Origin of the sequence: Cohnella sp. WQ 127256, from assembly GCF_024519285.1 — a bacterium.
GTDB lineage: Bacteria > Bacillota > Bacilli > Paenibacillales > Paenibacillaceae > Cohnella.
This window is the reverse complement of sequence record NZ_JAMZCY010000008.1, coordinates 21,405-35,374: the sequence shown is the minus strand read 5'-3', so window position 1 is coordinate 35,374 and position 13,970 is coordinate 21,405. Positions and strand designations below refer to the sequence as shown.

At 44.3% G+C, this 13,970-nt stretch carries 5 protein-coding genes; 2 read left to right on the top strand and 3 right to left on the bottom strand.

Features of this window, described 5'->3' with window-relative positions:
• Positions 1 to 207: 207 nt before the first annotated feature.
• The 3 genes from M1K58_RS21895 to M1K58_RS21885 form a co-directional block, all read right to left on the bottom strand.
• The gene (locus tag M1K58_RS21895; protein ID WP_256761020.1) at positions 208 to 3,327 is read right to left on the bottom strand and encodes an S-layer homology domain-containing protein; all 3,120 of its coding nucleotides are present in this window, start codon (positions 3,325 to 3,327) and stop codon (positions 208 to 210) included.
• 186 nt (positions 3,328 to 3,513) lie between these two features.
• The gene (locus M1K58_RS21890; protein ID WP_256761019.1) at positions 3,514 to 7,110 is read right to left on the bottom strand and encodes an S-layer homology domain-containing protein; all 3,597 of its coding nucleotides are present in this window, start codon (positions 7,108 to 7,110) and stop codon (positions 3,514 to 3,516) included.
• 184 nt (positions 7,111 to 7,294) lie between these two features.
• The gene (locus M1K58_RS21885; RefSeq protein ID WP_256761018.1) at positions 7,295 to 11,689 is read right to left on the bottom strand and encodes a helix-turn-helix transcriptional regulator; all 4,395 of its coding nucleotides are present in this window, start codon (positions 11,687 to 11,689) and stop codon (positions 7,295 to 7,297) included.
• Positions 11,690 to 12,387: 698 nt separating this feature from the next.
• Between M1K58_RS21885 and M1K58_RS21880 the strand changes: the two genes are divergently transcribed.
• Positions 12,388 to 13,287 carry an isoaspartyl peptidase/L-asparaginase family protein gene (locus tag M1K58_RS21880; RefSeq protein ID WP_256761017.1) on the top strand — a complete coding sequence of 300 codons (900 nt, stop codon included), beginning with the start codon at positions 12,388 to 12,390 and terminating at the stop codon, positions 13,285 to 13,287.
• Between the two features lie 30 nt (positions 13,288 to 13,317).
• Positions 13,318 to 13,968, top strand: coding sequence for a GntR family transcriptional regulator (locus M1K58_RS21875; protein ID WP_256761016.1), 651 nt, complete (start codon positions 13,318 to 13,320; stop codon positions 13,966 to 13,968).
• Positions 13,969 to 13,970: the final 2 nt, after the last annotated feature.

Genomic DNA, 13,970 nt, shown 5'->3' with positions numbered 1-13,970 from the left:
GGTATACTTTCATTCTCCTTTCTGATAAAAAGAACCTAATGAAAGTTTGTTTTTAGCGAATAAATTCAAAAAAACCAACAATCGGGCGTTTTACGGCACCGATTGTTGGTTTTTCTGAATCATTGCTAGATTGCAGCTCGGATAACGTCGAAATCGAGAGTTCCTCGAATATCGATCCTATACTAAATTTGTGTGTTGATCGTTATACTACTTGTTCTTTTGCGCGAGCATTTTCAACAGAACCGTCACTGCTTCTGCTCTTGTCGCATTGCTTTGAGGTGCATATTTGTTATCGCTATTGCCTTGTACAATGCCGGCTTGCTTCACGATCACAACGCTACCCTTCGCCCATGCTGGAATGTCACTATCATCTGCGAAGCTAGTTGTGGTATTCGCTTCGATAGGTTGACCCAACGCGTTAGCGATCATTACCGCCATCTCCGCACGTGTTACTTCTGCATTCGGACGAAAACTTCCGTCTTGATTGCCTTTAATAATCCCAGCTTGAACCGCTTGAGCAACAGCTTTCTGTGCCCATGTTCCGATTTTTGCATTATCTGTGAATTTCAGATCTGCCCCGTTACCTTGCGGCTTCAACGCATTCATTAGCATAACCGCGAATTCTGCACGAGTTACTGTTGCATTCGGCTTAAATGTTCCGTCCGTATAGCCTTTAACGATGCCACTGTATACCGCTTGCTTGATACTAGCTTCAGCCCAGTGTTTCGCGATATCGCTAAATTTAACTTCATTCACCGGATCAGTTGTCGTGCCCGTGGATTGCTCTAGTACTGGCAAGCCTGTTTTCTCATCTACAACAAGTGCTGCAAACTTCGTAAAGTGATTAACCTTTACGCTAATCCGGTTTCCGTTGATCTTGCCGCCTTTAACTTCCACCCATGTTTTCTTCACTTCATCATAATAGAAGATTGCTACCGTTTGACCGCTCTTCAATTTCGACGGATCGAATGATAATGTGATCGTGACCGATTTATCGAAGTTTTCCGTGAAATTCTTCAGAATCTCGAATACCGAGCTCGCTAGAATCTCTTTATTGCCAAGTAATCCTTGTGAGCTCAATACTTTCTCGATCGTCAGTTCCAGTTGCTTCTTAGAAGCATTCTCCGGAATGGTGATCTCAATCTCATTAATCAGGCTGACTTCACCTGCTCTACCAACTGGAAGCGTCAGCTTGCCGTCTGTTGATGTAACTACGCTTGGAGCGCTCACACCGCCACTCGAAGGTGCCGCTGCACGAGTTACATTTACCGTGTACGTTGTTCCGCTGCCATCCAAGGCTATGACGACAATTTCTATTTTATTAGAACCTACGTTAAGTGAAATATCGCTGCTCATTACTCCACTTGCTAAATTAATTGGACCAAATACTAGAGTATTTCCGCTATTGTACACGTTCGCTGTCACACTGCGGTAGACAGCATCTTGCACTGTAGCCATCACTTTGGTATTCGATACCGCGTTCAGCACTCTCGCCGTATACGAATAGACGCTTCCGCTCACCGATTGATCGAACGCAATTCCACTTAATCTTAAATCACTCAAGCTCGCATGTGAGGCTAGCGTTGATAAGGTGACATCTTGTCCGTAAGTTATGCGTTTACCAATGATCGCATACGCACGACTATGATAAGTTGTGTTAGATTGAAGTCCCGCAAGATCAACCGTAAAGGCTCCTGTTCCTCCTATAGCAGCTGCTACTTTGGTATCATTAATTGTCGGATTAGCATTCAAGGAATAGACGATTCCCCGCTGCGCGACTGTAGCACTGCCATCAGCAATCACGTCCCCTGCAACCGAAGCCGTCATGGAAGTAATCGAACTAGCATTGACCGTAACGACGGTTGGGGGTTGGGGTTGAGTGATGAATTTTGTTGCGAAACTATAGGTATTAGAAAATGTGTAGTTACCAGCGGCATTATAAGCTTTGACTTTCCAATAATACCTCGTGCCTTCCTCCAACCCGCTCACGCTATACAAAGTTTCCGCGATATTTTCCTCACTATCGGATACGTCCTGGAACACAATGTCCTTGAACTCAGTATCCCTAGCTACTATTACCTCATAGGAAGCCGCCGCAATTCTATCGTCGCTAATAATCTCGCTCCATTTCAAGTCAAGTGAGACGGACACAGTGCCACCGTCTACCGGACTCTCTAATGTTGGAGAACCCGGGAATGTATCGGGTATTAATAATACAGGTTCATACGCTGCATGCTTTAACATCGTATAGGTTTGACCATTCGGACTGAACCGGATCGCCTGTTTCTCGGTCAAGCTCTTCTTCTTTTGGGAGTACACAACATAATCACTCGGTGCCTCTTCACCCGGGAAGCCTTGTATTCCGATCAACGCATCGGAGCCAAATGCATGATCGCCGAACTGGAGTCCTACAAGATTAGGATATTGAAATTGAATTTCATTGGTACCCTCATATAAGATCACCTGAAAAGTTCCCAGCGGAATATCATCAGAACCAAAAAACTCCACCATATTCGTATATTGAATGACGAATTTCCGATTCGGTGTTTCTCCGATTGTCTTATAGACAACTTTACTGCTCGAACCCATATTAAGATCTGAATGGAAGGCTGTAATAAAATGATCCAGAGGCTCGCTCATATGATCGCCATCCACGTCCTCTTCAGTAATAGGCAGTACATTTCCAACCAAGTACCACGCATTGTTTGCAGCACCAAACGTTAATAGGCCATTCGTACTCGCATAAAGTTTATCCTGTTTTTTACCATAGAAATTGAAATCGAACCCGATCGGAAGTGCGCTGGACACTCCGTCATCAGGATTATTGAAGTTAACCTCTTCACCGGCCTTTTGCTCCTCCACAGGCTGATTCATAGGCTTAATGCTTGCATCATAAGGCACTATGAACCGATAAGCATCCTCCACATCCGGGTAGAATCTATCAATACCTTTACTCATCCCAACCTGCCAATAATACTCTTTACCTTCCTTCAACCCTGTCATTTCAAAGGAACTTTGTCCAATATCAACTAATTCATATCTCACTATGTTATCAAAATTAGCATCCTCGGCGATTCTCAACACATAGGAGTCATAGGAGGCAGCATTGTTCAAGTCATTCCAACGAAAGATAGGTGCAGAAGAGGCATAGGGGTCATATCCTGGATCATTTCCTGGGCCATATCCTGGACTTTTCATATTCGGATACACAACAGAGGGAACAACCGCATTGGATGAGGTAGGATTAAGAGTCACCCCCCAGCTCACGATTAAAGCAAAACATAAAAACACAAATAAACTCTTTCTCAAACTCTTTGTTCCTCGCATGAACATTTCCCCTTTTCTATTCGATTAAGACTGCCTAACTACCCATTTCACATGGCATAATATAACATATTTATACAAAAAAATTAACCAAATGAAAGTTATTTTTCGATAATAAAGTCAAAAAATCCAACAATCAGGCGTATGATGGCACCCGATTGTTGGCTTTTTCTGAAAATAAATTTTAGACTATTTGTTTTGATATGCCAGCATTTTCAGCAGAACCGTTACAGCTTCTGCTCTTGTCGCATTGCTTTGAGGTGCATATTTGTTATCGCTATTGCCTTGTACAATGCCGGCTTGCTTCACGATCGCAACGCTACCCTTCGCCCATGCTGGAATGCCCTTATCATCTGCGAAGCTAGTTGTGGCATTCGCTTCGATAGGTTGACCCAACGCGTTAGCGATCATTACCGCCATCTCCGCACGTGTTACTTCTGCATTCGGACGGAAGCTTCCGTCTTGATTGCCCTTAATAATATTTGCTTGTACCGCTTGAGCAACAGCTTTCTGTGCCCATGTTCCGATTTTCGCATTATCTGTGAATTTCAGATCTGCCCCGTTACCTTGCGGCTTCAATGCATTCATCAGCATAACTGCGAACTCTGCACGAGTTACTGTTGCGTTCGGCTTAAATGTCCCGTCCGTATAGCCCTTGATGATGCCACTGTATACCGCTTGCTTGATACTGGCTTCAGCCCAGTGTTTCGCGATATCGCTAAATTTAACTTCAGTCACCGGATCAGTTGTCGTGCCTGTGGATTGCTCTAGTACTGGCAAGCCTGTTTTCTCATTTACAACAAGTGCTGCAAACTTCGTAAAGTGATTAACATCTGCACTGATGCGGTCTTTACTAATCTTACCGCCTTCGACCTTCACCCATGTTTTCTTCACTTCATCATAATAGAAGATCGCTACCGTCTGGCCACTCTTCAATTTCGCCGGATCGAACGATATTGTGATCGTAACCGATTTATCGAAGTTTTCCGTGAAATTCTTCAGAATCTCAAACACCGAGCTCGCTAGAATCTCTTTATTACCAAGTAATCCTTGTGTGCTCAATACTTTCTCGATCGTCAGTTCCAGTTGCTTCTTCGAAGCAAAGGCCGGAATGGTGATCTCTATATCTTTATCCAGGCTGACTTCACCGGCTTTACCTACTGGAAGCGTGAGCTTGCCGTCTTTTGATTTAACTACGCTCGGAGCTCCACCACCGCCGCCTACGCTAGGAGGAGTAGGTGCTGCTGCACGAGTTACATCTACCGAGTAAGTCGTTCCGCTGTCATCCAGAGCCAAAACGACAATTTCAATTTTATTCGTACCTACGTTAAGTGGAATTTCGCTGCTCATTACTCCACTTGCTAAGTCGATCGGACCAAATACAAGTGTGTTTGAGTTATTGTAGACGTTAGCTGTCACACTGCGGTAGACAGCATCCTGCACTGTAGCCGTAACAGCAGTACTCGATACCGTGTTCGGCACGCGAGCCGTATAGGAATAGACAGTTCCGCTTACAGATTGGTCTAACGTAATTCCACTTATGCTTAGTGCACTCAAGCTCGCAGGTGAGGCTAGTGTTGTAAAGGTGACATCTTGTCCGTAGAAAACTTGTCCCTCACTAATTGCATAAGCCCGAGCATGGTAGGTTGTATTGGATTGAAGTCCGACCAGACCCACTGTAAAGGCTGTTCCTTCTTCAGCAGCCACTTTAGTATCACTGTATGACGGATTTGCATTCTTGGAATATACGATTCCCCGTTCCAAGACTGGACTGCCTCCACTAGTAACAACGGTGCCACCCGCAGTCGCTGTCATAGACGTAATCGAATTTATATCATCGGTAGCAACAGTTGTCGATTGGTTAGAAAAAAGTACTTTAAAACGATAGGTGTTTGAGAAGGTATAACCTTTATTATTAAAAGCAATGACTTTCCAATAATACACTAACCCTTCTTCCAATCCGCTCTTGGTATAGGATGTATCCGTAATGGGTTCATCCAGTCCCATATCCACTCGCGAGTCGGGTGAAAAGCTAGAATCCGTTGCCAGAAACAAACCGTAGGAAGTTTCTCCACTCGTGTTTCCTTCACCCGTGCTGTTATTCCATTTGAATTCGACTTCGTTAGACGAATTGGATCCATCCGCCGGACTTACAAGCGTCAAAGGAGCGGGGAGATCAGCAGGAACCAATAACACAGGATCATAGTCGGCATTTCTAGTCACAACATAGCTTGTCGGTCCGTTAGGACTAAAGCGGATCGCTTGTTTTTCGGCCACTCCTCCCAAATACGAAGATTGCCAATATTCATCCTCATTATTACTCTCACCCCAAAGTTCAATCTCACTAACTGGATATCCGTTACTTGAGGGTAAGAGAAAAGGATATTGAATTTGAATGGACTTATCCGATTCATAATATACGACTTGGAAAGTTCCAAAGGATTCGTCATCCAAATACATATTCGTATATTGGAGCACGATTTTCCGATTCGGCGCTTCTCCAAGAGTCGCATATAGGACTTTGCTATCAGAGTCATAGTCTAGTGATAGTTCAATTACACTTTCATAATCATCATTGTTAAACTCCAAATATCCATCATTTCTGATTTCGATCTCACTATAATGGCTATTATAAATATTAACTTCAAACGGCAACGACAACTTGGCATTACCATCATCAAAGTTGATTTCCTCACCTTGAATCAGCGTTTCAACAGATTGGTTTAGCGGAAATACTGTTTCAAAAGGTACATTGAAACGATAAGTATTCGAAAATGTAAAGTAACCCGCATCGTTCACAGCAGCGACTTTCCAATAATACGTTGTCCCACTGTTCAGACCTTTGATGTCAAAGGATGTTTGCCCAATTCCGCTCTTGTCCTGAACAATCTTCCGAAAATTAGCATCCTCAGCGATAAGCAGCCGATAAGAATTGGCACCGATTGCGGAGCTCCATTGGAAGGTATGATTAGAAGCTGTATAGGAGCCATCCGCCGGGCTAACCGCCACAGAACTACCAGGGAAAGCATCGGCACTTAATAAAATAGGTTCGTAAACGACCCTCTTATCATAGGGTGCGTATTCATTACCTATATTACTTACCAGTTCATACCCCGCCGGACCACCGGGCGTAAACCGAATAGCTTGTTTTTCCGTTATGCTTTTCTTATAAATGGAATACACGACAGATTGATTAGAGCTCATTATTTTGATTGATGCATTTGTGCCAAAAGTTCTATCACCGATGAACCCTATCAAATTAGGGTATTGAAATTGAATAGAGTTATCCTCTTCATTAAGAATAACTTGAAAGGTACCCATAGGATCCAGAGGTGAATATCGAGTGCTGTAAAATGCCATATTTGTGTATTGAACCACGAATTTTCGTTTCGGTGCTGTTCCGATCGTCGTATATAGGATTTTGCTCTTCTTAGTCACATATAGATCATCATTAAAGGGAGCGATTCTACTATTGTTGCCAAACGTTAGGTAACCATTAGATGAAACAGAGACTTTATCGTAGGCTTGCTCATAGAAAGTAAAGGCAAAAGGTAAATCAAAAAATTCGGATTCCTCATCATCAACTTCATCTTTGATGCGTTCTCCATCTTTATAAACCACTTCCTTCACTCCCGGACCACTAATTAGCGTCTCCACCACCTGAGGCGTATAATCCGTACTGGTAGCCGAAGCCTTAGACGGACTAAACATTGATCCCCAGCTAACAATTAAAGCAAAGCATAAAAACACTAATAAACTCTTTCTCAAACTCTTCGTTCCTCGCATTATCATTTCTCCTTTTTTATTCTATTAAGCCTAATTACCCAAATTCCACGTGGCACAATATAACATCTTTCTATGAAAAAAGAACCTAACTAAAGTTAGTTTTTCGAAAATAAAGTCGAAATAAGCCAACAATTAGACAATTACGTCTCCAATTATTGGCTTACTATAGTCCTATCCCTTACAACTAGTCTAATAGCCCCAGTTCTCTCGCACGTGCAATCGCCTGAGACCTCCGTTTAATCCCTAGCTTGCTATACAAGTGAAACAAGTAGTTTTTGACTGTTCCTTCCGTTAATCCAAAACGAACGGCGACTTCCTTATTGGATAAACCATCTGCCAGGGCGAATAAAATTTCCGTTTCACGATTCGTCAGTAAGCTATCGGATGACTGTGATTCTTCAATAGAATTCTCTGATGGGCTGTCCGCCGATTCGCCAGAAGCGCTGATTTGTGCATGGGAATCCTCTAACGATTTCATGTACACCATACGGGTGATCATGAGATCTAGCACTTCCAATCTCTCCGCAGTAAATACACCAGGGATCAGATTATTTTCCATATAAAGTACAGAGGATTGCGATTGTCCCGGAAAAAGCACAGGCATACACAGAACAGACTTTGGCTGGCTGGAGCAAATATAAGGATCAGCGGCATAGGAGCTACGAGAAGCATCTGCTAGCACGACCGATTCCCCTGTCTTGACGACATAGCGAACAATCGCTTCCGCATAAGAGCCCTCCCCTAGGCTAGCTTCCTTTCCACCCCTCTGAGCTTCAATCGTTAGACCAGGCTCGTAACTATTCAATACATAACCCTTTTCCGCACCTAAATAACTAAGGGCTGTTTCTAGGAAGGGCTGCGTCACTTCTTGGTTATCCCCTGATCTCGACCATCCCGTGATCTTCTTAATAAGCGCTTTTTCGTCAACGAATAGGGGAATCATCTCTCTCGAAGCTTCAATCTCCCCTGCTCTATCCGCCACCGTAGCCGCCCTATCCTCTTGTTGTTCAACAGTAGCAAATCGAAGCTCGGGGTTTGCCTCTTTTATTTTCCTTACTTTAGCAGCCGCTCCCCATACCGAATAAGCCTCACAAGCATCTGCCAATAGCACATCCGCTCCAGTAACACTACCCGCTTCTCTATAAAATAAGGATGCCCGCTCGCAAGCGATGGCTTCTATTAACCGATTACTTTCTTTGCGGGCTTCATAAATTGCTTCCTCGTATCCCCTTGCAGCAACCACTAGATTTCCATCGATACGCTGCAACTCAGCCTTGATCAGTAAGTAAGCCGAAGAATTCCTCCCATAATAGCCAGACCATTTCTTCATTTCTCTTAATTGCTGACCAAGCTTAGCACGAATGTCTTTACGCTCTTCCGACAGCACCTCCGTATGAATGGCAGCAAGCGTCAACGAATGATACACATGCTGCTTGCGAACTTGCATGCGAATTTGCCTGAAAGTGTTGAATTTGCCCTGCTCCACCCATTCGAGGGCTTCTTCGTAGCGTCCGAACAAATAAGCGATCTCGATCTTACAGGAACACGTATAGTAGACCTCGTTATTCAGAGTTTCCTCAAAACGCTCGTTCTGCACCGGAATTACGACTTCACTATTTTCGCCATTCCCCCCCTGTAGTTGTGCCATATACCATCTCGCAATACGAAAGATATTGAGCGTCACTTCATCCACAAGCTGCTGTGAAATTTCTTCATATTTCGTTACCCGTTCAGACAAAGTATATAAGTCTCCGACATGACTCGTCGTACCCGTCAACATCGCGATACTAACGTAAGTCAGATTGGCGGATTCCATCCCACAGCGAACAGACTGCTCGAAATGCTCGACGCCTTCATCTGGTTTCTGTATGTACACTGCGAGTCCCATTATATAGTGCAATCGGCATAGCAGGTCCGCACTCTCCATAGCCGCTGATAGTTGAAATGCCGTATTTATATAATGAAGTCCAGTTTGGGCGAAAGATATTTTATTCCTGAGAATGACCAAGCCGTAACCCGCAAGGAGATAAGCAAACGCTTCGTTGCTTCCATGCTTCAATCCATAACGAACAAACCTAGAAAATAACACAGCCGACAGCTCCAAGCTTAATGTAAACACCGAAGTCGACATCGCCTTGACCAGTTCCGACAGGGCTTTATAATGGGGATCACGGTTTATAGGTAACTGTGACAAGTCATCGCCCATTCTGTTCAATGCGATTTGCGTCATGACGACTTCTTTAATAATGAGTGATTTAGAAGGCTGCCTCGGCAACTTCCAGCCGAATTCTTCTAGTGCCTGTAGACCGATATTCACGGCGAGATGATCTCTTTTGAGATACGCATTCATCGTGATTCTAATCAGGTGAATATGCGAACGCTCAACTAAGTCTATAGTGCGATTCATCAACTGATTAAGCAGCTCTTCTGCACGGTCCATGCGTCCACACATATATTCGCATTCGGGCATCTCCAGTAATAAGCGATAAGCGAGTGAATTCGTCCCCACTCCATCGTCCTGAGCAAGCTCCAAACCGATTTCTAGGAAATGCAAAGCAGCTGCATAGGCTGTTGTTGCTTTGGATTTCAATCCTGCCTGAAGATTAAAGCCAGCCAGCTCCATAATCTCGGCCTTATCCACTATCTCGTTACTACCCAGGTTCAAATGATAGACTTTATCGAAAATAGATTGTTCGAGCCGGTCGAATAGATGATCACGCATCACGCGTCCGATCTTCAGATGCAGACTCGCTTGTTCCGTGTCGAGGATCGTCTGATAAGCGACTTGCTGCACCCGATCATGCAGAAAAGTATAATAACCCTCGTCCGTTCCTCCCTCATCTGCATCCTTCTCCCGAGATAACAAGCCTTCTTCCTCGACGGAGTGTAGAAGCTGGCGAATATTTTGCTTGGATCGGCCACTTACTAGAGCAATTATAGAGAGATGGAAACGGTGACCGATGGCGGCACCGATAGCAAGGAGTTCAATCGTTTCAGGGGGTAGCATACGGATGCGAGTCCCAATTAAATAGAGAATATCCGGATCCTCAGGCATCTGTGTAACGACAGCAGCATCCCAGTTCCATGCCGCTTGATCCTCATCGTAATAAATCTTTTTCTCACGGTAGAGACTATCCAGAAAACGGTTTAAGTATAAGGAATTACCACCTGTTCGATGGTATAGGAACTCCGCGAGTAATCGAATACGAGCCGAATTTTCGTTCAGAATATGGGATACAAATTGTCTCACATCGATGTAGGACAGTGAACGGAGTGCAATATGCTGAACCTGTAGAGTTGAATTTGAATCGGCCTTATTCGAGGAAAATGAATGGTCGATCCATAATGCTGCCGCATCCTGGGTCTCTCCGTTATCCGTCAAGCTAGGTACTGGTTCGTCCCGGAATGCGCCAATCATTAATATATGATGCAGGGTTGGGTCCTGTACGACCGAACGAAGGACATCCATAGTAGCAGAATCTGCCCATTGAAGATCGTCTAGGAAAATAACAAGAGGATGTTCCTTTCGCGCAAATACTTGAATAAAAATAGGTAGCAAGCGGCGAAAACGAATCGCTGCCTCAGCAGGAGGGAGTTGTTCCAGAGAAGGAAGCTGTCCGAGAAGCTTGGCCGCTTCCGGCAGGAGCTGTACAATAACGCCAGCTCCTGGGCCTAATGCCGCCGTTAACTGTACCTTCAATTCTGCAGCTCTTTCCGGGAATTCGCTCCACACTTGCCGAATCAATCTTCGCAGCGCCTGAAGGATTGGCGCGAATGGAAGTTCCCGATTCATCAGATCACATTTACCGGCAATGAACTGTCCGCCTTCCCTGATAACCGGTACCTGAAGCTCACGGATAAGCGCTGTTTTCCCACTGCCAGCCCGACCTGAAACAACGACGAACTCTAACAAACCCGTACGAGCCTGTTCGTATGCTCCGCGAAGTTTCTCTTCTTCCACCTCACGACCGAAGAGGACATGTGGAAGCCGAAACCGACTAGCCTCATCCACAAGAGCAATGTCGAATGGGATAATTTCACCGCTTTTTTCCATAGATGAAGCGCATGTTTGTAGATCGGTTAATAAACCGTAAGCACTTTGATACCGCTCTTCAGGTGTCTTCGACAACAGCTTCATGATCATGGCTTCGAGCGAACCCGCGATCTCCGAACGTAGCTCCCTTAGAGGAGTGGGTGCTACAGCAAGGGTGGCATGTAACCAATCTTCTGTATTCAAAGCTTGAAATGGCAAGCTTCCTGTAAGCATTTCATAGAAAATGAACCCCAGTGCATACAAATCGCTGCGCTCGTCAGCCTCAAGATTGATCCTACCTATTTGTTCAGGTGACAGATAGGCGTAATCCATAATCCGCTTCTCTTCAAGCTCAGCTAGATTCAATTCTGAATGGAATCTAACACCCGTTGGATTCAAATTCCCGATGATGATGTCCCGTTTATGTATGGCATTTACTAATTCCGTCAGTCCGACTGCTATATGTAAGAAAGATGAAACTTCCATCGGAGTCTCATTCATTAAATCCCGTAGATTAATTCCCTCAGTGAGTGAAATGTTATCCAATCCTCCATCTAATCTGCGTACGTCTTATACATTTAGGAAGAAGTTTAGTGTTTCTCTATTCTACCATTAATTTTCAGCACAGGATTGCACAATATATATTTCTAAATCGCTTTAAGAGATTGACTGAACCAGTAGTTACTAAAGCGCTCCCGTTTTGTTTTTGAGGCTAAGTACAACGGCTTCTCCGTCCTTTTGGATGGCGGTGGTCTCTGCTCTCTTTTGAAATAAATGGATTTGACCAGTTGTTTTTCCCCAAAAGCCTCGTATGGACTCAGCAACTGGAAAAATACAGTTAATCAGACTAGTTTGGTCACCTTCGAGAGGAAACGTAACGAAATAAATGGACTTTTCCATGTAATTGCGTGCTTTTAGTGATGAAAGCACGAATTAACAGTACATTTCCAGTTAGCTTGTCTGTAAAACCTCATTACCAACATCATTCAATTTATCCACTTACATGTCGAAGCTATATTTTCGCAACAAATTATAAACAATGTCACAAAATATTACACAATAAGTCTGATAACACCCATTATTCGTTCAATAAATAGAAATATTTAGAAATATAACCATGTATGTAATTTAAACTAACACAAATTTAGCAATATTATTGAAATACGTCTTTTATGATGTTAGTATTTCTCCAATGTCATAGAAATATATCACTAATATATCAGTCATCAAAGGAGTCAAGGACCATGAGCGTCATCCTTGTTCACGGAAGCGTCGAAACGAGTACAGAGCCTCACTATATACAAGGTTTGGAACAAGCAGCCCTCAAGGGGTATGCAAGATTGGAGCAGGCCGGTAGCCGACTCGATGCAGTAGAAGAAGCCATCATCACACTTGAAAACAATCCATTGTTCAATGCAGGACTTGGATCCGTGCTCAATCGTAACGGTTATGTCGAAGTAGATGGCGCGATTATGGATGGCTTAACTGGCAAGTTCGCAGCAGTAGCCGCTATGAAAGGGATTCGCCAGGCAGTATCCGTAGCCAGAAAAGTGATGGAGAACAGCAAGCATGTCGTTCTAGCCGGAGAGGGTGCGACCTCTTTCGCTAAAGAGCAGGGTTTTGAGGAAGATAACTGCATCACAGACGAGCAGCTCAAATCTTGGCAAACCGCCAAGCAGCTCCTTCAAGAAGGTAGGGAGCTTGAATTCAGCGCCTTTACTGGACTTAAGAAAGAGACCGACACCGTCGGTTGTGTGTTACTGGACAACGAAGGCTACCTTGCAGCTGCTTCTTCCACCGGGGGCTCTTTCCTGAAGCTACCCGGAAGAGTTGGAGATACTCCCTTCATTGGTGGAGGTATATTTGCTTCCATAGATTGTTCAGTCGTCTGCACGGGAAGAGGCGAAGCCTTCATTCTGACATTGACGGCTAAGTTCGTACAGGACGGCATTGCAAACGGCCAAGCCCCCATTGAGGTCGCGAAGCACGCCATTGCAAGGATGACTCAGCTTACCGGAGAGTATGGGGGTCTGATCGTCGTCGACAAGCAGGGTCGGACAGCCGCTGTTCATAATTGCGACAGCTTTCCTGTCGTCCTTTTGAAGAATGGCATCGTTACCCCAATCGAAATCATCCGCTTATAATTCATTCTTTTTCCAATAGGGAGGCTCTATATGACAGCTCCTACTACGGGCAAATTTTCATTAACAGATAAGGTTTACAGTCAGATCAAAGAGATGATTGTGTACGGTCAATTAAGGCCCGGGGAAGCACTAAACGTTGGAGAAATTGCGGATCGATTTCATGTCAGCAAAACACCCGTTCGTGAAGCCTTCAATTTCCTGAAGCATGATGGCTTAATCGAGATTCTTCCTTATAAAGGCTGTTTAGTTAGCCAAGTTAATCTGAAGGATTTAGGTGAATTATTTACACTACGTGTCTTGCTTGAGGGCGCGGCAGCGGAGCTGGCAGCAACACATGCAAATGAACAGACACTTCGGAAGCTGGAAGCCCTAATCAATACGGATGCCCAGCAGAGCCAGCCAACGGACGAGGTGCAAATCATGAAGCTGAACTTCGAGTTCCATGTCGCGATAGCTGAAGCCAGTAACAATCTACGGCTCAAGAAGATGGTCATCAACATCCTAGACACCATGCAGCGTGTACTATACCTCGATCTTAAGATCGGTAGCTCCTACTCCATGAACGATCATATTCAACTCGTAGAGCTCATTAAGCGTAAGGATGCCGCAGGTGCTAAGAAGCTAATGATCGATCATGTTAGCAGCACTCGTAATCGTATTTTTTCTACGGATTTCATCTAAGC

Coding starts and splice junctions, on each gene's coding strand:
- M1K58_RS21895 (WP_256761020.1), bottom strand. CDS start 3,327: ATGCGAGGAACAAAGAGTTTGAGAAAGAGTTTATTTGTGTTTTTATGT.
- M1K58_RS21890 (WP_256761019.1), bottom strand. CDS start 7,110: ATGCGAGGAACGAAGAGTTTGAGAAAGAGTTTATTAGTGTTTTTATGC.
- M1K58_RS21880 (WP_256761017.1), top strand. CDS start 12,388: ATGAGCGTCATCCTTGTTCACGGAAGCGTCGAAACGAGTACAGAGCCT.
- M1K58_RS21875 (WP_256761016.1), top strand. CDS start 13,318: ATGACAGCTCCTACTACGGGCAAATTTTCATTAACAGATAAGGTTTAC.